Consider the following 22533-nt stretch of genomic DNA (forward strand, 5'->3'; position numbering starts at 1 on the left):
CAGGGGAAGTGGCCTCAGCGCCGTTCCCGTGTGCCGCGAAGTTTCCTTCGTAGCGAAGCCGCCCATTATAGCCGGCTTTTCCGCTTCGTCAACACCTTTTTTCAAGGCCGCCTCACCGGAGTGGACGATGTTGCCGATGCTGCTTCGTCGTTGGGCCCGTGGGCCTTTCGTCGTTGCGAGCCGCCTATTATGCCGGACTTTTCGAGTCCGTCAACACCTTCGTTCGATCAACTCGTTCGCCGGTGATGGCGTTGCTGATCGCGTGCCGTTTCCGAGGAAGCGATGCGTTGCAGCAAGGGGGCGAATTCTAGAGATCCTGCAGATTTCGTCAAGGCTTTTTTTCATGGTGATGACAGAAGCGCCGCGACTTCAGGCATGACGTACGCTCGAAGATCACTGCGGCGTTGCCCGCGCGTTGCGCGGTCAACGCCGCAACGGCTATCAATGCACGGATGCAACAAGGAGAGACGGCAATGAACATGCAGGTGCGGCAAGCATGGTGGCGCGACCTTTCAGTGCCGGCCGTGGTCGCCGGCTTCATCACCGTGCTGGTCGGCTTCGCCAGTTCCGCAGTGATCGTGTTCCAGGCCGCACAGGCTGTCGGTGCCGACCAGGCACAGATCGCCTCATGGATGTGGGCACTGGGACTGGGCATGGGTGTCACCTGCATCGGGCTGTCGCTGCGCTATCGCGTGCCGGTGGTGACCGCATGGTCGACACCGGGCGCGGCGATGCTGGTGGTCGGTGCTGGTGGCGACTCGCTCGCTGAAGCCACCGGCGCATTCCTGCTCGCTGCGGTGCTTGGCATGCTGGCAGGCTTCTCCGGGGTGTTCGCACGATTGATGCAGCGGGTGCCGATGGCGCTGGCCGCCGGCATGCTGGCCGGCGTGCTGCTGCGCTTCGGTCTGGACGTGTTCGTGGCCATGAATTCCCAACTGGTACTGGCAATGGCAATGTTCGCCACCTGGCTGGCGGGACGCCGCTTGTTCCCGCGCTATGCGGTCATCGCCACACTGCTGGTCGGCATCGCGGTCGCAGCCAGCCGTGGCCTGCTGCACGCACAGCAGGTGCAGCTGCAGCTGGCGGTGCCGCAATGGGTGACCCCGTCCCTGTCCTGGACTGCGGTAGCCGGCATCGCCCTGCCCCTGTTCGTGGTTACCATGGCCTCGCAGAACATCCCCGGTGTGGCAGTGATGCGTGCCTCCGGCTATGACGCGCCGGTGTCGCCGCTGATCGGCTGGATCGGCGTGGTCAATACATTGCTGGCGCCGTTCGGTGCCTACGCACTGAACCTGGCCGCGATCACGGCCGCGATCTGCATGGGCCGTGATGCGCACGAGGATCCGGCACGGCGCTACACCGCCGCCATGGCCGCTGGGGCTTTCTATATTGTCATCGGGCTGTTCGGTGCCACCGTGGCCGCCCTGTTCGCGGCTTTCCCAAAGGAGCTGGTGGCCTGCGTGGCCGGTATCGCGTTGTTCGGCACCATCGCCAACAGCCTGGCCAGTGCGCTGGCGGTAGAGCAGGACCGCGAGGCGGCACTGGTCACCTTCCTGGTCACCGCCTCCGGCGTCTCACTGGCCGGCATCGGTTCGGCGTTCTGGGGCCTGGTGGCCGGTGCGCTGTGCCTGCTGGTGCTGCGGCCGCGTCAGGGCCGCTGACCTGTCCTACCCCGCCAGTGCGGCGCCGACGGTGCTCAACACCACCGAGATGACGATGGCGGCCAGTGTGGCGACCACGCTGGTGCCGCCGCGTGCGGTCAGCTCGCTGCGCAGCCGTGCGTCATCGCCGCCGCTGACGGCACGGGCTTGGGCGATCAGGCGTTGGCAGTGTGCCAGGTACCAGGTGTTGCCAAAGGTGCCGGTGGTGACGCTGAGCGCGATGGTGATGACCAGCGACACGCCTTCGGGCACATCCAGCAAGGTCTCCACCACGCTGATCAGCAGCAGCAGGCCGACCCACATTGCCGCCAGGCGGTACATCCTGCGGTACATCATCCAGATCGGGCCGAGCAGGAAGGCCGGCCAGTGCCAGGTTCCACTGGCGGTGGCAATGCCCTGATCCAGTCGCCAGCGCTGGCGATAGATCGGGAAGTTGCCGCCGACCACGCTACCGTACAAGGCCATCTCGCCCTCCAGCCCCGCGGCGGCAGCCGTATCCGGTGCAGCGGCGGGGGCTCGATACGGATCGGACGGATCGCCGACACTTGGCGCAACGACCTCAACCGGTGGGGCTGTGTCGATATCCGGAGCCGGCGCCATCTCGATGGGCGTTGAATCCTGTTCCAGCTCCGCCAAGGGGCGCCACGAGGGCATGCCTTCGCGCCACAGCAGCGTGCGTGCCGTCACCGTGCCGTCCTGCTGCAGGCGACGCAGGGCGGCCAGGTCCACCGGTCCTTCGCTCTGCCTGCTGTTGGCGTACCACCACTGTGCGTCCTGCATGAAAACATCCTTGCTGCGTTGATTCGTTACCGGGTTACCGGTGTCCACGGTGCCGCGGACAATGTCTGTGACAGCACATGGCTGCCACCCGGCGGCAGGGTCACCACGTCGGGTCCGGCGTTGGCCGCTTCCAGGCAGACGTAGTCGCGCCAGCCCTCACCCACATCTGCCATCTTCGCTGCAGCCTCGGCACCGGGATTCCACGCCACCAGCGAGCGGCTTCCTTCCGTACGGATGTCGATGCGGCGTTTCAGCACCGGATCACGCAGGACATAGTGACCCTTGGCCTGCGTGTAGATGCGGTCGCTGCGCCCGGGATCACGGGGATCGCGCAACGTCCAGGCGCCCTGCTGCCGACGCGGCGTCGCATAGTTCTCGAACTTGTCCAGATAGTCCAGTCCGTCCACGCCGTCCACATCCACCGCGCTGGCATCACCCACGCGGAAATAGTTGTGCAGCGCCTGGGTGATGCTGGCAGGGGAACTGCCGACGTTCTCGGTGATCAGTCGCTGGGTCAACTGGCGGCCTACGCGCACAGTCATCCTCAATCGCAGGTCCAGGCTCTGCAGCACCGGGGGTGCCAGCGTGAGCTCGATGCTGCCGTCGTCCAGGCGACGGGCCTGTTGCAGTTCCCACGGCACGGTACGGACGAAACCGTGGGCGGGCACGTCGTTGTCCTGGCCTTGGCGGCCGAAGTACGGCCAGCAGACGGGGCTGCCTCCGCGGATCGGCGTGGGCAGTTCGGCGCGCCGGGGGGACAGCCACATCAGATCCGGCTGGCCCTTGGGCACGAAGGAAAGCAGCTGGCCGCCAAACACACTGATGGCCGCGCTGGCGTCGCCGGTTTCAACCAGCCAGGCATCGAGCCCCTGGTACTGCCCGCTGCGTACACCCTGGATCTGCTGCACGTGGGATCGACTCCGTATGGCCGGCGATTGCACGGCACTGTAGTTGCTGGGAAGCATGAAACGCGTGGGCACCGGTGCAGTGCGCGGCGCGTTCTGCAGAGTGCGAAGGATACGCTGTCCCGCGCGCCCATCTGCGTTGGCCCAGCCCAGGCGCTGCTGCTCGACCTGGATGGCGCGACGCGTGGCCGTACCGATCATGCCGTCGGCGCTTCCGATGTCGTGGCCGCGGGCCAGCAGCAGGGTCTGCAGCTGGCGGCGCTCATCGCGGCCGATACCGGGATCATCGGTCGGCCAGGCCGTGGCCAGGCCCGTGCCGCCACGCAGCTGGTCGGCCAGCGTGGCGATCGCCAGCGCGTAGCTTTCGGCAGCGTTGTAGCTGTAGATCGCGTCGTAGTTGCGGAACACCAGCAACGCCGGGCCCTTGCCGCCCGCCGGCAGCAGCAGGGCCGCGCGCGCGTCGGCAGGCAGGTTGGCCGGGGCCAACGCGCTGCCATCCAATGCGGTCACACCTTGCGCACGCCAGTCGGCCAGCGCCCGACGCTGGGTGCGCCCGGCCTGGCTGGCGTCGAAACCGGGCGGGATACGCACTTCCATGCCCCACGGCTCTCCGCTGCGCCAGCCGGCGCGCTTGAGGTAATTGGCGGTGGAGGCCAGCGCATCGGGAATGCTGCCGACCAGATCGCGGCGGCCATCGCCATCACCGTCCACGGCGATGCGTGCATAGGTGCTGGGCATGAACTGCGTATGCCCGAAGGCGCCGGCCCAGGAACCGGTGAGCCCCTGTGCCTGCAGGTCGCCGCGGTCGATCAACTTGAGCAGGGCCAGCAGCTCACCGCGGAAGAAGGGCTGGCGGCGGCCGGCACAGGACAGCGTGGCCAGCGACTGCAGCAGCGGGCGCTTGCCGAACACACGGCCGTAGTCGCTCTCCACGCCCCAGACCGCGACGATGGTGGCCGGATCGACGCCGTACTGGGCCGACACCCGATCAAGCAGGGCCCGATGCTGCTGCAGCAGGACGCGCCCATCGTCCACGCGCTGGCGATCGACCAGCGCGGCCAGGTAGTCCCAGATCGGCGTGGTGAATTCCGGCTGCGCGTCGAGCAGGCCGAGCAAGCTGGGATCGGGGGTGAGCCCGGCGATAATCCCATTGAAGCGGTCGGCACTGATGCCCTGGCTGGCGGCTGTCGATTGCAGGACGGCCAGGCAGCGGCTGAAAGCGGCATCGCTGCTGGCCGCAGGCGCTGCTGTCGAAGCGGGTGCCGCGGCGAGCACGGCCGCCAGGCCGAGCGTGGTCAGAATGGGCATGGCGTCCTCCGTGTTGCCGTTGCAGGGCCATCTTAGGCGCAGCGTAGGCGAACCTGAAGCAGCGCGGGCTGGCGGCGGCTAAAGGACGCGAAGCAGGCGCAGGCCATAGGCCGGGCTTTCAGCATCCCAGCGCCGCACGACCTGCAGGCCCGCTGGCAGCAGCAACGCTTCGAAGCTGTCGTCGGTGTACTTGTGGCTGTATTCGACGCGGATCGGCTCGTCGGCCTGGAAGTGGAAGGTGCGGCCATCCAGACGGACGTCCTGTGCGCGCTGGCTGACCAGATCGGTTTCGATGCGCAGCCGCGCGATGCTGTAGCGGGCGCGGTGGCGGAAGCCGTCCAGATCGAAGTCGCTGCCGATCTCGCGGTTCAGGCGCGCCAGCAGGTTGAGGGTGAATGCAGCAGTGATGCCCTGCACATCGTTGTAGGCGGCTTCGATCAATGCCGGGTCCTTGTGCAGATCGATGCCGACCAGGGCCAGGCCATCGCGGCCCATGGTCTGGCGCATCGCGCGCAGCAGTGCGATGGCATCCTCTTCGACGAAGTTGCCCAACGTGGAGCCCGGGAAGAACAACAGGCGCCGCGCAGGCTCGCGTTCCGGTGCCGGGACGGCGACCGCGCGGGTGAAGTCGGCACAGACCGGCAGCATCTCGACGTCCGGCAGCGCCGGGGCCAGATGGTCGATGCTGGACAGCAGCGCGGCGCGCGAGATCTCGATGGGGGTGTAGGCCACGGGGTCCTGCAGCGCCGCCAGCAGCAGCGCGGTCTTGCGGCCACTGCCGCTGCCCAGCTCCACCACATGAACATGAGGACCGACGCTGCGGGCGATGTCCGGCAGCACCCGCGCCAGCAGCGCCAGCTCGGTACGCGTGGGGTAGTACTCGCAGGTCTGCGTGATCTGCTCGAACAGGCGTGAGCCGCGTGCATCGTAGAAATACTTGGATGGCAGCTGGCGCGGTGCGCGCGACAACCCGGCCACCACGTCGGTGAGGATCTGCTGGCGGCCGGGGGTGAGGTCGGTCAACGCCTGCAGCGCGTCGTGCACGGTGCTCATGTGAGGTCCCTGGCCAGGCGCAGTCCGGAGAACTGCCAGCGCGCCGGCGGCATGAAGAAATTGCGATAGCTGGCGCGCACATGGCCCCGTGGCGTGACGCAGCTGCCGCCGCGCAGCACCCATTGGCCGCACATGAACTTGCCGTTGTACTCACCGAGGTTGCCCGCGAAAGGGCGGTAGCCGGGATAGGCGCCATACGCGCTGTGAGTCCACTCCCAGACATCACCGAACAGCTGGCGCAGGCCGCTGCCCTGCCCCGCCTGCGGGTGCAGGTGATCGTCATCGGCAAAGTGGCCCCGCACCGCCTGAGACGCGGCCGCGGCCTCCCACTCGAACTCGCTGGGCAGGCGTGCCCCGGCCCAGCGGGCACAGGCATCGGCCTCGAAGTAGCTGAGATGGCAGACCGGCGCGTGCGGATCCAGTTCGCGCCAACCGCCCAGGGTGTATTCGCGCTGCAGGGTGTCATCCCAGTACAGCGGGTGCTGCCAGTCCTCGGCTTCACGCAATGCCCAGCCTTCACTGAGCCACCAGCGCGGTTCGCGGTAGCCGCCGGCATCGATGAAAGCACGGTACTCGGCATTGCTGACGGGACGTTCGGCCAGAGCATGTGCCGGCAGCAGCACGCGGTGCGGCGGCGATTCGTTGTCGTAGGCAAACGCAGCGTGCTGCGGCCAGGCTGCAGCGCCGACGGTAACGATGCGCTCGGGTGATTCGATCCAGCCCTGTGCACTGGCAGCGCCAGGGGGGGTGGGCAGGTCCTCGCGGTAGGCCGGCTGCAGCGGATTGCACCAGAACGCGTGCTTGATGTCGGTCAACAACAACTCCTGATGCTGTTGTTCGTGCTGCAGGCCCAGCTGCAGGTTGTGCAGCGCGTGTGGGTCCAGGTCACCTGCCGATAGCCGCGACTGCACCTGTGCATCGACCTGCTGGCGATAGTCATGCACCTGCTGCAGCGAGGGCCGTGAGAGGAGGCCGCGCTGCGGCCGGGCATGGGCGGGGCCGATACTCTTGTAGTAGCTGTTGAATAGGTAGTCCCATGCAGGGTCATGTGCAGGCGCAGCCGGGAAGCCGGCCAGCACGAAGCGTTCGAAGAACCAGGTGGTGTGGGCCAGGTGCCACTTGCTGGGGCTGGCATCGGCCATGCTCTGCAGCATGGCGTCCTCGGCGCTGAGCGGGCCGGCCAGTTGCATGCTGCGCGCACGCACGCGTGCGAACTGGTGGGCGAGATCGTGCTGCGGGGCAGCGACGGCGGCGGGTACGCTGTCCATGCCGACAGCATCGGTGCCGGCGGGTGAGTGCGATGTCATGGTCCGGCGTCACTTCGTTCACATGGATGGGCCTGCCGCATTCAAGAAGCCGCCCCGAACGCCGCTAACGGCAATGCTGCGGCCGCGTCGTCACCGCGCTGGAATTCCTGATTGCCCCTGCATCCGCTCCGCCAGCCTGCGCACTACCTGTTCGTGCTGCCCGCCGTGCTGGTTGCCGTGGTGCTGTGGGCGGCGTTGGGCAACGAAGACGTCGCCAGTCCGGCCCAACGCGTTCTGCCCTGGCTGCTGGCCTGCCTCGGTGCCGGCCTGGCCCTTCTCTACCACCAGGTGCGTGCGCTCTGCCTGCTGTTGGTGGTGGCAGTCATGTTCGCGCTGCTACACCAGGATGTCGGCGGCTATCTGCGCAGCGGCCATGTCAGCGCGCTGACACCGCTGCGCTTCCATGCCATCTCGGCGTGGCTGCCATTGCTGTTCGCCGGCCTGTCGTTGTGGCCGGAGCGTGGGCGGCGCAGGCACGACCTGCTGTTGCGCTCCGTCGCCAGCAGTACGGCATTGCTGATCTTCCTGCTGCTGGCCGCGCAGCAGCCGCGCGGCATGCATGATCTGCTGTCGAACCGTCATTGGGCGTGGATCCCGGCCGACTGGAACGCGCTGGCGCAGCTGCCGGCGCTGCTGTTCCTGCTGGCCACGGCGGCGCTGGGTTGGCAGGCATGGCGGCATCCGCGGCCGCTGCACACGGCTATGCTGCTGGCGCTGCTGTGCCTGTGGTGGATGCTGCCGAGGGTCTTCCTGCAGCCGGTGCTGCTGCCTGCGCTGGCCAGTGCGGCCCTGCTGCTGATGCTGGGCGCGATGCTGCAGGAGTCGTTCCACATGGCGTTCCGCGACGAACTGACCGGCTTGCCGGGGCGCCGCGCCTTCAATGAGACCCTGCAACGGGCGCGCGGCACCTACAGCATCGCGATGGTGGACGTGGACCACTTCAAATCGTTCAACGACACCCACGGCCACGACACCGGCGACGACGTGCTGCGCCTGGTGGCCTCGCGGCTGGCGCGGGTCGGTGATGGTGGACGTGCGTTCCGCTACGGCGGCGAGGAGTTCGCGGTGGTGTTCCTGGGCCAGCCGGCCGACGCCTGCATGGATGCCGTGGAAGCCTTGCGGCAGAGCATCGAGGACACCCGCATGCAGCTGCGCGACCGCAGCACCCGCAGCCGCGACGATGACGCCGGGCGTCAGCAACGCGGGCGCGGCGGCAACGGCCCGGTGGTGCAGGTGACGGTGAGCATCGGCCTGGCCGACAGCCTTGTGGACCCGCGCCCGGCAGCGGTGGTCAAGGCCGCCGACCGGGCGCTGTACGCCGCCAAGGACGGCGGCCGCAACCAGATCCGGGCGAACGCCGGACAGCGGGCTGAGGCTCAGACTGCGTCGAGGTAGTACCAGCGACCGTCGATGCGCAGGAAGCGGCTGTGTTCGGTCATCTTCACCGCGCTGCCGCCACCTACCCGGTAGCGGGCGGTGAACCTCACCTCGGCGCTGTCAGCGCCGGTGACGGTGTGCTCATGGACGGTCAGGCCCAGCCAGTGCGTACGCTGCCCGGGCGCGTCATCCAGCGACAACTCGACCGGACGCGTGTCCGGATGCCAGCTCTGGCGCAGGTAGCCTGCCAGGCCCCGCACGTACGCGCTGTAGCGCGAACGCATGAGGCGTTCGGCGTCGGGAACGGTGTCGCCGGCATGGAAACGGCCACAGCAGGCGGCGTACTCCGCGGGAATCCCGCAGGGACAGGGATCGGCAGGTTTTCGGCTCATGCGCGCATTGTCGCGCGGGGCGCCGCCAGCATCCATCGGCGAAGGGCGTATGCTGTCGCGCCCCCACCTTGATTGATCGCCGTGCTGGAACTGGTTCCCCCCGAGTTGTGGTGGCTGGTGGTGATCGCCTTCATCGCCGGTCTTGTGGATGCCGCCGTCGGTGGCGGTGGCCTGGTGCAGCTGCCGGGACTGTTCACGGTGCTGCCGCAGCAGACACCGGCGATGCTGTTCGGCACCAACAAGTTCAGTTCGATGTTCGGCACCGGTGCGGCTGCCTGGCGTTACGCGCGCAACGTGCGTTTCCCGTGGAAGCCGGTACTGTTCGCGGCTGGTACCGCCTTCATCTTCTCCTTCGCCGGGGCCACTGCGGTAAGCCTGCTGCCCAAGGACGCGGTGCGCCCGCTGGTGCTGGTCCTGCTGATCGCGATGCTGGCCTACACGCTGTGGAAGAAGGACTTCGGCGCGTTGCACCGGCCACAGGAGATCGGCCGCCGCGAACTGGTGATCGCACTGGCGATCGGTGCGGCGATCGGCTTCTACGATGGATTCTTCGGGCCGGGTACCGGCAGCTTCCTGATCTTCCTGTTCGTACGCTTCTTCGGGCTGGATTTCCTGCGCGCGTCAGCGGCATCGAAGGTCGTGAACCTGGCGACCAACGTGGCAGCGATCTCGTTCTTCGTACCAACCGGCAACATCCTGTGGCTGTTCGCGCTGCCGATGGCCGCAGCCAACATCATCGGTTCGGTGGTGGGCACGCGCCTGGCGCTGAAGGGCGGCACGCCGTTCATCCGCAAGCTGTTCGTGGGGCTGGTGGTGGTGCTGATCGCGCGGATGGCGTGGGACACGTTCCGCGGTTCGTGAAAGCGGTTGCCGGCCAGCGGCCGGCACTGCCGGGTCGTGGACCCCGCCCATGGGTGGTGCCGGCCGCTGGCCGGCATTCCCCATTCGATCGGCCGGGTCAGGCCTCGGCTTCTTCCGGTTCGTTGGCCTGCTGGCGACTGCGCTCGGGCAGCTTCAGGCGCTTGCCTTCTTCGTCGTACTCGATCAGCAACACCCCGGAGTCGTGGCGGCCGCTGATTTCGACGAAGCAGGCGCCGCCGATGAACGGTTCAAGCGTCATCACCGACTTCAGCGGGGTGGCGACCACCATCTGGAAGCCGAAGTTGTCGAAGATGTTCATCGCCAGCGCGGTGAACTCGTTGTCGGCCTTGTCGAAGGCCTCGTCGAGCACGACCGCCGCGTAGCTGGGCAGCTGGCTGTCGGCGCCGCCGAGCTGGTAGCGCAGCGCTGCCGCCAGGCAGGTGGTGGCGAGCTTCTGGCGCTGGCCACCGGACTTGCCGGCACCACTGCGGTAGATCTCCACCTGCTGGCGCGTTTCCGCATCCAGCTCGACGCCGATGAACTCCACGTGCATGCGCACGTCCAGCACCAGCTCGCGCCAGCGCTTGTCCTCGCCTTCCTGCGAGCCCAGTCGGTTGACCAGCTGGCGCAGCACGGTGAACTGCGATTCGGCCAGCTCCCGCTGCTCGGTCTGCTGCTGCGACAGCACCTCGCGCAGCTGCAGGTGGAACTCGGCAACTTCCGGCAGGCGGCGGTCGCTCAGTTCGATGGTCAGCAGCGTGCCACGGTTGAACGGCACCTGCTCCAGGCTGGCATTCACTTCATCCAGGCGCTGTCCGATCGACTTCCGGGCTTCGGCGCTGTGGCGCTGCAGGGCCAGCAGGTTGTTCTTGCTCTGGTTCTGCAGCAGATCGAAGAAGCGCTCTTCGTGCTGCGGCAGGCCATCGCGTTCCAGGCGTTCGAGGCGGGCGAGGAAGTCCTCGGCCGAGGCCACCGAGACGGTGAAGTCACCCGACTCCTCCGGCCACTGCTGGATGAAGCGGCGGAAGCAGCCGATCAGCTGGTTCTCGATGCGGTTGAGGTCCTGCTGCGAGGACGACAGCTGCTCGTTCAGCGCGTTGCTGACCTGGCGCATGTGCGCTTCGAGCGTTTCCAGGCTGAGCGGACCCTGCTCCTGCAGGCGCTCGGCAAGCCCGGCCTCCTGCTCCTGGGCCAGGGTCGGCAACACCAGTGCACGGCTCTGCTGGCGGGCGCGATCGAGACGGTCGCGCTCCTTGACCAGCTGGCCGCGTTCGACGCGAACGTCCTCATAGGTGCGGCGTGCCTGTTCGATATCCGCACGCACGGCGTCGATCTGCTTGGCCAGCCTGGCGAGGTCGGCGTTGCCTTCGCGCAGGTCGCGCAGGGTGGCTTCGATATCGCTCAGGCGCTGCTGCGGAGCGGCGATGTCGATCTCGTTCCAGCTGATGCTGACCAGCTCGTGGCAGGCCAGGCGGCGTTCGTTGTCGCGGTCACGTTGCCCGCGCAGGCGCGCGATGTCGGTCTCGCAGCTGGCGATGCGCTTGGCCAGTTCCTGGGCTTCGCGCTCGAAGGCACCGACCTTGTCGTGGTTGTTGAAGCCGAGGATCCAGCGGCGGCGGTCGCCCACTGCACTGCGGTCGTCCTTCTCGAAACGGTCACCTGGATGCTTGACCTGGCCTTCGCGGGTGATGCCGCGGTCGACGTTGCGCAGTTGCTTGGCATCCACGCATTCGTAGTCGAAGCGCTTGCCCAGCTCCCGGCGCAGCCAGCTTTCGAACACATGCTCGCGCAGTTCAAGCTTGTGCAGCAGCGATTTCGCCGAGGGTTCGCGCGCGAACGCATCATCGTTGCGGCGCACGCGGTAGTAGGTGAAGCGCATGCCCAGGTGAGTGCGGTTCACCCACTCGGCAACATCGTTGTAGTGCTTGTCGTCGACCAGCAGCGACAGCGCGAAACCGCCCAGCACGCGCTCGATGGCACCCTGCCAGCCCTGCTCTTCCGCGCGGACCTGGATCAGTTCACCTACGAACGGCAACGCTGCCTCGGCGATGCCGGTCTCTTCGGCCAGGCGCGCACGCAGCTTCTGCATCGGCGCCGGGATGTTGGACGGTGTGCGCTGCATCGCTTCGAGTTCGGCACGGACTTCGCCGAAACGGCGCTCGTCATCGCGCTTGCCACCGAGGCGATCACTGATCGCATCGTCCAGTGCCGAGGAGGCACGCTGGCGATCCTGCAGCTCGTTCTGCGCGCGCTCGACCAGTTCGGCGAAACCGTGCGCGTCGTCCGGCAGTTCGGCCCCCAGCTGCTGTGCCGCCTGGCGTGCCTGCTCGCGCTTGGCCTGGCGCCGGTCGCGCTCAGCTTCGGCACGACCCTGCTCGCGTTCCAGTTCCTCGATGCGCTCACCGCCCTGCTGGCGGCGCTGCAGCTCCAGTTCGGCCAGGCGCTCGGTGTGATTGTCCAGTGCGGCACGGCGCTGGGCTTCTTCGCCAAGCAGGCCGCGGTCACGCACGTCCATCTCGCGCAGGCGCGCTTCGATCAGCGCCTGGCGGCGGCTCTCGCGGAAGCTGTCGACGCCAAGTTTCAAGGCTTCGTCGTCACCGCGCCGGCGGTGCATTTCCTTCAGGTCGTTGTAGTAGGCGCGCGCCGGCAGCAGGGTTTCCACCTGGCGGCGGGCGGTGACCACCGCCTGGTGTGCGCCATCAAGCTCGGCGAAATCGCTGACCAGGCGCTCGGCGGCGTCGAAGGTCTTCGGCGTGTCGAGCATGAAGTCGCGCAGGAAGACGTTGAGGTCTCCCAGGTTCTTCGCCGACTGCGTCTTGTGCAGCAGGCGCAGCGCCATCTCGTTGTCGATGCCGAGCAGGTCGCGGAAGCGCTCGGCGTAGCCGGAGAAGGTGTCGAAGTGGTGCAGGTCGGACAGCTTCTGCTTGAGCTTGCGCAGGTCCAGGTCGAAACCGCCGAGGTCCTTGGCGATGTCGAACGGGCGCTCGGCGATCATGTAGTGCTTGCGCACATCACCGGCCGAGGTGCCGTTGCCGGAGATCCACAGCAGGCGCACCAGGCTGACCACGCGGCCATCACCAGCACGGTACTCCAGCACCAGTGCGGTCCAGGTCGCGCCCTTGCGCAGGTACTGGGTGGCGATTTCGCCGGTGCCGCTGTCCTGCTGGTCGGCCCACGCGCCGCGCACGTAGGACACCAGGTTGCGGTCGCGGCCACTGCGCTCGGCTTCACGCGCAGCGGCGTTGAAGTCGACGATGGCCGGTGGCGTCAGCAGCGCGGACATGGCATCGAGCAGGGTCGACTTTCCCGAGCCGGAGCGGCCGACGAACAGGAAGCCGCGCTCGGCGATCGGTACTTCGGTCAGGCCGTTGAAGGTGCCCCAGTTGTGCACCTGCAGGCGGCGCATGCGGAACTGCTGCAGGCGCGGGTCCGGCAGGCCTTCGTTGAACAGTGCGGGAGTGTGCTTGGAGATAGCCATGCGATGGTCGGGTCTCTCAGGCCTCGGCGGCCGGGGTTTCGCGCAGCTGGCGGTACACCGCCGAAAGCTGGGACACGTCTTCTGCGGAGAACAGCAGCTTCAGCGCCGGCGAGACTTCGTGGCGGTCATCCTGGCCGCTGAGGCGGGTCAGGATGTGGTTGTCCTTCATCTTCTGCACCGCCGAGGCAACGCGGCGGTTGAAGCCGGCGCGGTCGGTGGACAGGTTCTTTTCATAGATGGCCAGCGCTTCGGCCATCTCGGCGTCGGCGACCACCGCGCGGTTGCCGCGTGCATCGGCCTCGGCCAGCTGCTGGCGCAGGTACAGCAGCAGCACCGAGTCGATGAAGGTCAGCGGCGAGGTGCGCAGCAGCACCGGCGCATCAACGTCTTCGGTATCGGCTTGGCGGGTGAACGCCACGCCGCTGTCGCGGTCGAGCACCAGTTCCAGGAACAGGTCCGCCAGCGATGAGCGGATGGCCGCTTCGCTGCGGATCAGCGCGGGCCACAGCTTGGCGTGGCGCAGCTGGTCGATGCTGGGGCCGATCAGCAGCTGGCACAGCGCGCGGCGCGCATCCAGCGGCAGGCGCCCGGTGTCGCCGAGGTAGTACACGTCGTTGCCACGGCGGGGCTGCGCCATGGTCGCCGCCGGCTCGGCCTCGTAGGCGTCTTCCGCCACGTCGGCCTGCGGTGCTTCGATGGGATCTTCATGCCAGCTCATGGCGTCTCTCCTGGGTGAACCAAACCAGCGGGATGCGGGCGCGGCGGATCTGGCCGTCGCCACCGCGCCATTGCGCAAGCTCCTGCTCGCCGGCGACCACGTTGCCGAAACGCGTGCCCAGCGACAGGTAGCCGATGACGCTGCCGAGGCCCTGCGGCGCTTCGCGCTGCGACAGGGCCTGGGCGATGCTGAGCCGCGGCTGTGCATCGAGCAGGTCGTGCAGGTCGCGGCGCAGGGTGCGGAAGTCGATTTCGGACGAAGCGACCAGATCGCCGACGCTTTCCAGACTGATCGCGGCCGCGTCGTTGTACTCGACGTTGCCATCGACCTGGGCACTGCGCGGATCGTGCAGCTTCCATTGCGACCACGAACGCAGGCGGCTGGTGGTCAGCTGCAGGTCGCGGCCGATGCCGCGTTGTGCGGGGAACTCGTCACGCAGCGCCAGCGCTTCGGACTGCGCCTGCTTGAGCAGCTGGTTGAGGCGGCGCTGCTCCAGATAGCCACGGCTCTGTACGAAGCCGCGCAGGCTGCGCGCGAAGTGCTGCAGCACGTCGTGCACCTGGCCACCGCGCTCGAGCATGGTGCTGGTGAAGCCGCGCAGGAAGTTGCGCTCGTTGCGGTCCAGGCGCCGGGCAAAGCCACGCGCCAGCACCGCTTCCAGCGCGGCATCGAGCTGGGCGCTCTGCTCGGCGTCATTGAGCAGACGCCAGAAGGCCTGGAAGCTGCGCCCTGCATCACTCTCGCCGATCACGTCCACGCCTTCGAACAGCTGCGACAGCACGTCGCCGCGCTCGCCTTCATCGTCGATGATGCGTTCGCGGAACTCGCGGTTGAGCTGCTCGAAGTCATCGCGCACGCGCCGGAAATCCTCGGTCAGCTCGTCGGCCAGGCCGATGATCTGGCGCGCACGTTCCAGGGCGCGCTTGCCATCCAGCGCGGTGACGCGGCCGGCGCCGACGCGGGCGATCTCGGCGTCGATGCGGTCGCGCTCGTCGCGCAGCGCCGAGAGGCGGGCATCGGGGTCGGACTCGGTCTGGGCGGCCAGCTGCGAGAGCTGTTCGATGACCAGTGCCAGGCGGCTCTCGGTGGCGGCCACGCGAGCCTGCTCGAGGCCGTCGGCGAAGCGGATCGCCTGTAGCGCTGCGGTCGACAGCTCGTACTGTTCCTGGTCGGCGCCTTCGGGCAGGCGGCGCTCCAACCAGCCTTGGGCCAGCCAGTGCGCGATGTAGGCCTGCGCGGTCCGCGGCAGCTCGCGCGAGAGTTCGTCGCCGTTGAGCTGGTCCAGCGCACGCTGCAGGCGCTCGTTGAGCACCGACGAAGGCAACGTGCGCTCGCCGTCCATCAGCAGGCCCTGCAACAGGCCGATGATTTCCGGGGCATGGTCGGCGGCAAGCAGCTTCCACTGGGGCTGTTCGCGCAGGTGACGGTAACGGGCAATGCGTTCGCGATGCTTCATGCAGCGAAAAGAGTCATGAGGTCTGGTGGGGACAAGCAGCCACCCACGGCGGCTGCGTGGGCAGCCGTGGGCATGCCGGCCACCAGGGGCCGGCGCGGTGCGGGCAAGCGGCTCAGCGCTTGCCGCCCACTTCGATGAAGCGCAGGAACTCGGCGCGGGTACGCGCGTCGTCGCGGAAGCTGCCCAGCATCTTGGAGGTGACCATGCTGACGCCGCGCTTGTGGATGCCGCGGGTGGTCATGCATTCGTGGGCGCCTTCGACGACCACGCCGACGCCGATCGGCTGCAGCACGTCCTGGATGCACTGGGCGATCTGCGCAGTCATCTTCTCCTGCACTTGGAAACGGCGGGCGTAGGCTTCGACGACGCGGGCCAGCTTGCTGATGCCCACCACCTTGCCGGCCGGCAGGTAGCCGACATGCACGCGGCCGATGATCGGCGCCATGTGGTGTTCGCAGTGGCTTTCGTACTCGATGTCACGCAGGACGATCAGTTCGTCGTAGCCGGCCACTTCCTCGAAGGTCCGCTCCATGTAGGCGCGCGGGTCGTCGCGGTAACCGCTGAACCAGTCGCCATAGGCTTCGGCGACACGGCGGGGGGTATCCAGCAGGCCTTCACGGGACGGGTCCTCACCGGCCCAGCGCAGCAGGGTGCGCACGGCATCCTCGGCCTGGTCCTGGGTCACGTCGCCCTGCGGGGCGGCCTTTTCGTTGTTCTTGCTCATTGCGTACAGCGTCCCGAACGGGGGGCGAGCATCGTACCCGACCGGGGGGTGGGTCGTCCTGTGGGGACGGTTCATCGGGGGGGCGGGCGGCGCCTTGTTTGGTATCGGCTTGGATGGGGAAGGGCGGCAGGGCAGGACACGCCGTAAACCCATCCATGGGGGCTCGGTCGGCGCATCCATGCGCCTCGCGGTCCTGCCCTGCCGCCCTTCCCCATCCCTGACAGTTTCCTGCGGGCGCGGCCGGACCGCCCGAAAGCGGGGGCAAAGGCGGGGGTTCATGGCTTCGGAAGCAGCGCGCCGCTGCTGTGGTGTCTTCTGCTTTGGTGGGTGCGGACCGTTGGTCCGCACTGCTTCTGCTCTTGCTTCCAAGAGCCAACCCACCGCGCTCGCAGGGTGATGGGAAGGCAGCGGGGGCCGGGCGGGGCAGGACCGTCCGCGGCATGGATGCCGCGGCCGAGCCTACAGGGACGTACTTGCGGCGTGTCCTGCCCCGTCCGGCCCCCGCCGCCCCACCCGACACCAGGCAGGCGCAACGCTTTCCTCAACACACCCACCCATTCATAAAAACCCATTGATAGGAATGAAATTAGTAGTATCCTATCTATCTCTTATGGACCGACCCCTCGACGAGCGCACCGTGCTGCAGATGCAGCTCAGCTCCGGCCTGCTGTACGCAGGGCGGCAGTGGCAGCGCCTGGCCGACAGTCGGCTCGGCAGCTACGGCATCTCCACCGCCTGCACCATGCCCCTGCTGATGATCGGCCGCTCCGGCGGCGGCATCCGCCAGGTGGCGCTGGCCCAGCAGCTGGGCATGGAGGGTCCTTCCCTGGTGCGCCTGCTGGACAAGCTGTGCGCCAGCGACCTGGTCCGCCGCGAGAGCGACGCCAGCGACCGCCGCGCCAACCTGCTGTGGCTGACCGACGCGGGCCATGCGCTGGTCAGCGAGCTGGAAGACCAGTTGATCGGCCTGCGCCAGGACGTGTTCGGCGAGCTTTCCATGGATGAACTGCACGCCGTGCTGAAGGCATGGCGCCTGCTGGCCGAGGCCGCCGACCGCATCACGTAAGACCGCTGCCCCCGAACCCCGCCGCTGCCGTGCACACGCCAGCGGCTTTTGCCCGTTGCCGTTGTTCTGTTGTCCCTCCCCTCCCCCACCTCGCCCCCGCCCCTTCCGATGCCCGGTGAATTCAGTCTCCATGGAGTGTTCGTCCCGACCCTGCTCGGGTTGATGTTGTTGGCCTACTTGGTCAACAGCGGCCTGCACGCGCTGCTGCAGCGTGCCGGCGCCTATCGCCATGTATGGCACCCGGCGCTGTTCAACCTGGCGCTGTACGGAATCGTGCTGGGCCTGCTGTTCCACCTCCTGCGTTGGATGCAATCGTGAACAAGATCGTGAAGAAGACCCTGCCCATACTGCTGACCAGCGCAGCCGTGATCGTCGCCCTGCTGGTGCTGCGCCAGCTGTGGGTCTATTACATGGATGAGCCGTGGACCCGCGACGCCCATGTCGGCGCCGACGTGGTGCAGGTGGCGCCGGATGTTTCGGGCCTGGTGGAAACGGTGAACGTGGCCGACAACCAGGCGGTGAAGAAGGGCGACCTGCTGTTCGTGGTCGACCGCGCCCGTTACCGCATCGCGCTGGAGCAGGCCAAGGCCAGCCTGGCCGAGCGCCAAGCCTCGGTGGCACAGCTGCGCCGCGAGATCGGCCGCGACCGCAGCCTGCAGGACCTGGTCGCCGCCGAGGACGCCGAAGTGCGCCGCGCCAAGCTGCAGGCCGCACAGGCGGCGCTGGCCACCGCACAGGCGGCGGTCGACCTGGCCGAGCTCAACCTGGGCCGCACCGAGGTGCGCGCGCCGGCCGATGGCCGGGTCAACGACCGCACCATGCGCGTCGGCGACTACGTGGTGGCCGGCAAGCCGGTGCTGGCGCTGCTGGACACCGGCTCGTTCCGCATCGACGGCTACTTCGAGGAAACCCGCCTGCGCGGCGTGGCCCCGGGGCAGCGCGTGGACATCCGCCTGATGGGCGAATCGGCGCCGCTGCGCGGCCATGTCGAGAGCATCGCCGCCGGCATCGAGGATCGCTACCGCAGCAACGGCAGCACCCTGCTGCCGAACGTGACCCCGGCCTTCGACTGGGTGCGCCTGGCGCAGCGCATTCCGGTGCGCATCGCGATCGACGAAGTGCCAAAGGGCGTTGAGCTGATTGCCGGCCGTACCGCCACGGTGACCGTACAGACCAACAGCACGAAGCATGCAGACAAGGTCGGCACCGCGCCGACACAGGCGGGCCTGTGAACGCCACCCTGCCCCGTCTCGGCCTGATCGTCGCGCTGGCCAGCCTGGCCGCGTGCAGGACCGTCGGCCCGGACTACGCGCTGCCGGAAGGCTCGGCGTTCAAGCGCCCGGAGGCCAATGCGGCCTTCATCGATACGCAGAACCCGCAGGTGGCCGCCAACCAGGCGCTGCCCGACCGCTGGTGGTCGCTGTACAACGACCCGGTGCTGGACGGGCTGATCACCCAGGCACTGCGTGACAACGTGGAACTGAAGGCCGCCGATGCGCACCTGCGCCGCGCTGCCGCCGTGTACGAACAGGCGCTGGACGCGGGCGGCTTCGAGTACGAGGCCGAGGCCGGCGTCAGCCGCGCGCAGCTGTCGGCCGAATCGTTCCTGCAGGAGCACGAGCTGCCGGTGATCAACCTGGCCGATGGCAAGTTCGCGGTCAGCTACCAGTTCGACCTGTTCGGCAAGCTCAAGCGCGGCGCCGAGGCAGCGCGTGCCGACGAGCAGTCGGTCGCTGCGGCGCGCGATCTGGCCCAGGTCAGTGTGGTCGCCCAGGTGGCCGACAGCTACCTGGAAATCTGCCATGCCAACCACGAACTGCACGTGGCCGAGCATTCGCTGCAGCTGCAACAGCGCAGCCGCACCGTTACCGAGCGCCTGATCGCGGCTGGCCGTGGCACGCCGCCGGAGCTGGCCCGCGCCAATGCCCAGGTGGCGCTGCTGGAAGCTGCACTGCCGCCGCTGCATGCGCAGCGCTCGGCGGCCGCTTATTCGCTGGCCGCCCTGCTCGGGCAGACCCCGGGCCAGCTGCCGGCTGGCGTGATCGACTGTGCACACGCCCCCGGCCTGGCGCAGCCCCTGCCGGTCGGTGATGGCCGTGCGCTGCTGCAGCGCCGCCCGGACGTGCGCCAGGCCGAACGCAAGCTGGCCTCGGCCACCGCGCGCATTGGCGTGGCCACCGCCGAACTGTATCCGGACATCCGCCTGGGTGCCTCGGTGGGTGCCGCCGGCCTGCTGGAAGACTTCGGCACGCCGATGACCCAGCAATGGTCGATCGGCCCGCTGATTTCGTGGACGTTGCCGTCGTCGGGCACGCACGCGCGCATCCACGCCGCCGAAGCCGGTGCCGACGCGGCGCTGGCCGAGTTCGACCACACGGTCCTGCAGGCGCTGCGCGAGACCCAGACCGCGCTGGACCGCTATGCGCAGGACCTGCGCCGGCTGCAGTCGCTGCGCATCGCGCAGGAACAGGCCGCACTGGCTGCCGAGCAGAACCGCCGGCTGTACCAGGGCGGCCGCACGCCGTACCTGTCCAGCCTGGATGCCGACCGCAGCCTGGCCACCAGCGATGCCACGCTGGCGGCCGCCGAAGCGCAGGTCTCGCGCGACCAGATCCATCTGTTCCTGGTGCTGGGCGGTGGCTGGCAGGCAAGCGCCACCGCGCCCAACGCCTCGACCGCAGCGAAGTAAGCCATGAACGCGCTGACCGACCGCCAGGCCTGGCTGTTCTCGATCAAGACCTACCTGGCCGCGGTGACCGCGCTGTACATCGCCATGGCCGGCAACCTGTCGCGCCCGTACTGGGCGATGGGCACGGTCTACATCGTCAGCCAGCCGCTGCTGGGCCCGACCCGGGCCAAGGGCGTGTACCGCATCGTCGGCACCCTGGTGGCCGGCCTGGCCACGCTGCTGGTGCTGCCGGCGCTGGTGGAAACGCCGCTGGTGCTGAGTGCGGCGATGTCGATCTGGCTGGCCGGCTGCCTGTTCATGGCGCTGCTCAACCGCGGCCCGCGTGGCTATGCGTTCCTGCTGGCCGGCTACACCACCGCCTTCATCGGCTTCCCCGCAGTGACCTCGCCGGAAACCATCTTCGACACGGTGGTGGCGCGCAGCGAGGAGATCATCCTCGGCACGGTGGTGGCGGTGCTGTTCGCCTCGCTGCTGTTCCCGGCCTCGGTGCGGCCGATGCTGCGCGCCCGCATCGGCAACTGGATGGAGGACGCCGCACAGTGGTGCCGGCAGATCCTGGAACGTGGCCGTGCACACGCGCCACGCAACCGGTTGGCCGCCGATCTGGTGCAGTTCGAGGCGCTGATCGAATTCCTGCGCCGCGATGATCCACGCCATGCAGGGTCGGCGGTGTCGATGGAGCGCCTGCGCGAGCGCATGCTGCTGCTGTTGCCGGTGCTGTCCTCGATCGCCGACCGCCTGAGTGCGTTGCGCAGCGATGGCCAGGCGTTGCCGGAAGGCCTGCCGGAACTGATCGACGACATCCACGACTGGCTCGACGGGCCGACCAATGCCAGCGAGTACGCCCGCCTGCGCGCACGCATCAGTGCGCTGAAGCCGCAGGTGGACCGCGACCTGCAGCACCTGCAGCTGGCCAGCCTGCTGCTGCGCCTGGAAGAACTGGTGGACCTGTGGCAGGACTGCCGCACCCTGCAGCACGCCATCGACCACGGCACCGCGCCGCTGGACCGTGCGCACTACCGCATCCGCACCGAACGGGTGGCCGCCGACAAGCACGTCGACTACGGCATGGCGCTGTTCTCCGCGCTCAGTGCCGGCGTGGCGCTGATGAGCTACTGCGTGCTGTGGATCGCGCTGGGATGGGAAGGCGGCGGCAACGGCGCGATGATGGCCGCGGTGACCGCCGCGTTCTTCGCCGCACAGGACGATCCGGCACCGAGCATGGTGTCGTTCCTGGTGTGGGCGATGGTCGCCTCGGTGGTGGCCGGCGTGTACCTGTTCGGCGTGTTCCCGGCCGTGCACGACTTCGGCCTGCTGGCACTGGTGCTGGCGGTGGCGTTCCTGCCGCTGGGGCTGATGCTGCACCACCCCAAGAGCGCGTTGTTCGCGCTGCCGCTGACGGTGAACCTGGCCGCGCTGTTGAGCCTGCAGAACACCTACAGCGCCAACATCCAGACCTTCCTCAACTCGTCGATCGCGATGTTCATCGGCATTGGCTTTGCAGTGGTGATGACCCGCCTGTTCCGTTCGGTAGGTGCCGAGTGGACCGCACGCCGGCTGGTGCGGCAGGGCTGGACCACGCTGGCCGAAGCCGCCGAAGGACGTGGCCAGCAGGATCGGCAACGCTTCGCCGCACGCATGCTCGACCTGCTGGGCCTGCTCGCCCCGCGCCTGGCGGCGACGCCGGAGGGCAGCGACATCGCCTCCGTGGACATGCTCAACGAGGCGCGCATCGGCCTGAACATCCTGCAGCTGCGTCGTGCACGGCTGGAACTGCCCGAGCGCAGCCGCGAAGCCGTCGAGCACATCTTGGAGGAGATCGCTGGGCACTACCGGCGGCAGATCGCGGCGCGCAAGCCGATGGTGGCGGCCGACGCATTGCGCGAGCGGTTGGATACCTCGCTGGGACGGGTCGGCAGCGTGGCCGCCTGCAAGGCGCGCGACGAGGCGCTGATGGGCCTGATCGGGCTGCGCTTTGCGTTGTTCCCGGAGGCGAAGGGATTGGCGCCGGGGTTGGCGATGCGCACAGCGACGCAGCCGTAGCGCGATACTCTGTGCGTCCACAGACTCCGCGCAGGGGTTAGTGCCCTCTCCTCCGGAGAGGGATCCGACCCTGGCGCTGCAACAGGACGGTTCAATGAGTTACGACATGATGGTGTTCGAGGCCGGCGCCGCTCCACGTGAGGCGGCGGCCTTCATCGCCTGGTTCGAAAAGCAGACGCAGTGGAACGAGCGCCACGAGTACGACGACCCGGCGGTCAGCAGCCCGGCGCTGCAGGCGTGGTTCGCGGAGATGGCGCAGGACTTCCCGCCGTTGAACGGGCCGCTGAGCAACGACGATGACGACCGTGCCGAGGTGACCGAGTACAGCATCGGCCGCGAGGTGATCTATGGCGCGTTCGCGTACTCGGTGGCCGAGCGCGCGCACGGCCGCGTGCAGGACCTGGCCGAGAAACACGGCGTGGGCTTCTTCGATGTGAGTGCCGATGAAGCGGCGATCGTGTTCCCGGATGGGTTGGTGTTGATCGCGGAATGACGGGGGCGGCAGGGCTGCGCCCTGCCCCTGCCGAATCAACGTCAACGTCAACGGCAGAAGCCTGCATTCCGTAGGTTGGCGGGGTGGGTCCGGTTGCGGGGGACGCTGCAAGTACGTCCATGTAAGCTCGGTCGCCGCATCCATGCGGCTCACGCCCCCTCAACCGGACCCACCCCGCCTTCGACAGTTTCCTGATGGCCAGTAGATCCACGCCATGCGTGG

19 protein-coding genes are annotated in these 22533 nt (G+C 68.0%); 10 read left to right on the top strand and 9 right to left on the bottom strand.

Features of this window, described 5'->3' with window-relative positions:
- Together BN1263_RS20790 and BN1263_RS17850 are read left to right on the top strand one after the other, a co-directional pair.
- The coding region (locus BN1263_RS20790; protein WP_222102702.1) for a hypothetical protein at positions 1 to 379 on the top strand (379 nt) is incomplete at its 5' end.
- 94 nt (positions 380 to 473) lie between these two features.
- The gene (locus BN1263_RS17850; RefSeq protein ID WP_058983094.1) at positions 474 to 1661 is read left to right on the top strand and encodes a benzoate/H(+) symporter BenE family transporter; all 1188 of its coding nucleotides are present in this window, start codon (positions 474 to 476) and stop codon (positions 1659 to 1661) included.
- 6 nt (positions 1662 to 1667) lie between these two features.
- Here the strand turns inward: BN1263_RS17850 and BN1263_RS17855 are convergent, their stop codons facing one another.
- From BN1263_RS17855 to egtB, 4 genes are all read right to left on the bottom strand, one after another.
- The gene (locus tag BN1263_RS17855) at positions 1668 to 2441 is read right to left on the bottom strand and encodes a DUF2628 domain-containing protein (protein ID WP_058983096.1); all 774 of its coding nucleotides are present in this window, start codon (positions 2439 to 2441) and stop codon (positions 1668 to 1670) included.
- A gap of 26 nt (positions 2442 to 2467) precedes the next feature.
- Positions 2468 to 4654: a lytic murein transglycosylase gene (locus tag BN1263_RS17860; protein WP_260832999.1), complete on the bottom strand. Its 2187-nt coding sequence runs from the start codon at positions 4652 to 4654 to the stop codon at positions 2468 to 2470.
- Between the two features lie 78 nt (positions 4655 to 4732).
- A complete protein-coding gene (egtD, locus tag BN1263_RS17865) occupies positions 4733 to 5707 on the bottom strand; it encodes an L-histidine N(alpha)-methyltransferase (protein WP_058983098.1) in 975 nt (324 codons plus the stop codon).
- Positions 5704 to 6975: an ergothioneine biosynthesis protein EgtB gene (egtB, locus tag BN1263_RS17870; RefSeq protein WP_019658761.1), complete on the bottom strand. Its 1272-nt coding sequence runs from the start codon at positions 6973 to 6975 to the stop codon at positions 5704 to 5706. Before egtB ends, egtD begins: the two co-directional genes overlap by 4 nt.
- Before the next feature lie 150 nt (positions 6976 to 7125).
- Here egtB and BN1263_RS17875 point away from each other — a divergent pair, with 150 nt between their 5' ends.
- Positions 7126 to 8409, top strand: a complete 1284-nt coding sequence (locus tag BN1263_RS17875; RefSeq protein ID WP_058983099.1) for a GGDEF domain-containing protein — start codon at positions 7126 to 7128, stop codon at positions 8407 to 8409.
- Here BN1263_RS17875 and BN1263_RS17880 read toward each other — a convergent pair.
- Positions 8391 to 8783 carry a YchJ family protein gene (locus tag BN1263_RS17880; protein ID WP_058983270.1) on the bottom strand — a complete coding sequence of 131 codons (393 nt, stop codon included), beginning with the start codon at positions 8781 to 8783 and terminating at the stop codon, positions 8391 to 8393. The genes BN1263_RS17875 and BN1263_RS17880 overlap by 19 nt on opposite strands.
- Positions 8784 to 8864: 81 nt before the next feature.
- Between BN1263_RS17880 and BN1263_RS17885 the strand changes: the two genes are divergently transcribed.
- Complete coding sequence (locus BN1263_RS17885; RefSeq protein WP_019658763.1) at positions 8865 to 9644, top strand: sulfite exporter TauE/SafE family protein; 780 nt, start codon at positions 8865 to 8867, stop codon at positions 9642 to 9644.
- Between the two features lie 97 nt (positions 9645 to 9741).
- Here BN1263_RS17885 and BN1263_RS17890 read toward each other — a convergent pair whose 3' ends face one another.
- The 4 genes from BN1263_RS17890 to folE all read right to left on the bottom strand — a co-directional run bounded on the left by BN1263_RS17890 (position 9742) and on the right by folE (position 16020).
- Positions 9742 to 13122 carry an ATP-binding protein gene (locus tag BN1263_RS17890; protein WP_021202048.1) on the bottom strand — a complete coding sequence of 1127 codons (3381 nt, stop codon included), beginning with the start codon at positions 13120 to 13122 and terminating at the stop codon, positions 9742 to 9744.
- Positions 13123 to 13138: 16 nt separating this feature from the next.
- The gene (locus BN1263_RS17895; protein WP_019658765.1) at positions 13139 to 13840 is read right to left on the bottom strand and encodes a DUF4194 domain-containing protein; all 702 of its coding nucleotides are present in this window, start codon (positions 13838 to 13840) and stop codon (positions 13139 to 13141) included.
- Complete coding sequence (locus tag BN1263_RS17900; protein ID WP_058983101.1) at positions 13827 to 15296, bottom strand: DUF3375 domain-containing protein; 1470 nt, start codon at positions 15294 to 15296, stop codon at positions 13827 to 13829. The genes BN1263_RS17895 and BN1263_RS17900 overlap by 14 nt, the downstream gene beginning before the upstream one ends.
- Before the next feature lie 112 nt (positions 15297 to 15408).
- Complete coding sequence (folE, locus tag BN1263_RS17905) at positions 15409 to 16020, bottom strand: GTP cyclohydrolase I FolE (RefSeq protein WP_004141296.1); 612 nt, start codon at positions 16018 to 16020, stop codon at positions 15409 to 15411.
- Positions 16021 to 16630: 610 nt separating this feature from the next.
- On the opposite strand from folE, the gene BN1263_RS17910 reads away from it, so the two are divergent.
- From BN1263_RS17910 to BN1263_RS17935, 6 genes are all read left to right on the top strand, one after another.
- Positions 16631 to 17086, top strand: coding sequence for a MarR family winged helix-turn-helix transcriptional regulator (locus BN1263_RS17910; RefSeq protein WP_012481667.1), 456 nt, complete (start codon positions 16631 to 16633; stop codon positions 17084 to 17086).
- Between the two features lie 108 nt (positions 17087 to 17194).
- The gene (locus tag BN1263_RS17915) at positions 17195 to 17404 is read left to right on the top strand and encodes a DUF1656 domain-containing protein (RefSeq protein WP_010487502.1); all 210 of its coding nucleotides are present in this window, start codon (positions 17195 to 17197) and stop codon (positions 17402 to 17404) included.
- Positions 17401 to 18318 (top strand): efflux RND transporter periplasmic adaptor subunit, encoded by a 918-nt coding sequence (locus BN1263_RS17920; protein WP_058983271.1) that lies wholly within the window; start codon positions 17401 to 17403, stop codon positions 18316 to 18318. Before BN1263_RS17915 ends, BN1263_RS17920 begins: the two co-directional genes overlap by 4 nt.
- Positions 18315 to 19775, top strand: a complete 1461-nt coding sequence (locus BN1263_RS17925; RefSeq protein WP_058983104.1) for an efflux transporter outer membrane subunit — start codon at positions 18315 to 18317, stop codon at positions 19773 to 19775. Before BN1263_RS17920 ends, BN1263_RS17925 begins: the two co-directional genes overlap by 4 nt.
- Before the next feature lie 3 nt (positions 19776 to 19778).
- Positions 19779 to 21818: an FUSC family protein gene (locus tag BN1263_RS17930; RefSeq protein WP_058983106.1), complete on the top strand. Its 2040-nt coding sequence runs from the start codon at positions 19779 to 19781 to the stop codon at positions 21816 to 21818.
- A gap of 94 nt (positions 21819 to 21912) precedes the next feature.
- Entirely contained in the window at positions 21913 to 22311 is a 399-nt protein-coding gene (locus BN1263_RS17935) for a hypothetical protein (protein ID WP_058983108.1), read from the top strand.
- Positions 22312 to 22533: the final 222 nt, after the last annotated feature.

Origin of the sequence: Stenotrophomonas thermophila, assembly GCF_001499715.1 — a bacterium.
Classification (GTDB): domain Bacteria; phylum Pseudomonadota; class Gammaproteobacteria; order Xanthomonadales; family Xanthomonadaceae; genus Stenotrophomonas; species Stenotrophomonas hibiscicola.

What these genes read in the sequence shown, in the direction of transcription:
- BN1263_RS17850 (WP_058983094.1), top strand. Translation starts at nt 474, where the DNA reads ATGAACATGCAGGTGCGGCAAGCATGGTGGCGCGACCTTTCAGTGCCG.
- BN1263_RS17855 (WP_058983096.1), bottom strand. Translation starts at nt 2,441, where the DNA reads ATGCAGGACGCACAGTGGTGGTACGCCAACAGCAGGCAGAGCGAAGGA.
- BN1263_RS17860 (WP_260832999.1), bottom strand. Translation starts at nt 4,654, where the DNA reads ATGCCCATTCTGACCACGCTCGGCCTGGCGGCCGTGCTCGCCGCGGCA.
- egtD (WP_058983098.1), bottom strand. Translation starts at nt 5,707, where the DNA reads ATGAGCACCGTGCACGACGCGCTGCAGGCGTTGACCGACCTCACCCCC.
- egtB (WP_019658761.1), bottom strand. Translation starts at nt 6,975, where the DNA reads ATGGACAGCGTACCCGCCGCCGTCGCTGCCCCGCAGCACGATCTCGCC.
- BN1263_RS17880 (WP_058983270.1), bottom strand. Translation starts at nt 8,783, where the DNA reads ATGAGCCGAAAACCTGCCGATCCCTGTCCCTGCGGGATTCCCGCGGAG.
- BN1263_RS17890 (WP_021202048.1), bottom strand. Translation starts at nt 13,122, where the DNA reads ATGGCTATCTCCAAGCACACTCCCGCACTGTTCAACGAAGGCCTGCCG.
- BN1263_RS17895 (WP_019658765.1), bottom strand. Translation starts at nt 13,840, where the DNA reads ATGAGCTGGCATGAAGATCCCATCGAAGCACCGCAGGCCGACGTGGCG.
- BN1263_RS17900 (WP_058983101.1), bottom strand. Translation starts at nt 15,296, where the DNA reads ATGAAGCATCGCGAACGCATTGCCCGTTACCGTCACCTGCGCGAACAG.
- folE (WP_004141296.1), bottom strand. Translation starts at nt 16,020, where the DNA reads ATGAGCAAGAACAACGAAAAGGCCGCCCCGCAGGGCGACGTGACCCAG.
- BN1263_RS17910 (WP_012481667.1), top strand. Translation starts at nt 16,631, where the DNA reads ATGGACCGACCCCTCGACGAGCGCACCGTGCTGCAGATGCAGCTCAGC.
- BN1263_RS17915 (WP_010487502.1), top strand. Translation starts at nt 17,195, where the DNA reads ATGCCCGGTGAATTCAGTCTCCATGGAGTGTTCGTCCCGACCCTGCTC.
- BN1263_RS17930 (WP_058983106.1), top strand. Translation starts at nt 19,779, where the DNA reads ATGAACGCGCTGACCGACCGCCAGGCCTGGCTGTTCTCGATCAAGACC.
- BN1263_RS17935 (WP_058983108.1), top strand. Translation starts at nt 21,913, where the DNA reads ATGAGTTACGACATGATGGTGTTCGAGGCCGGCGCCGCTCCACGTGAG.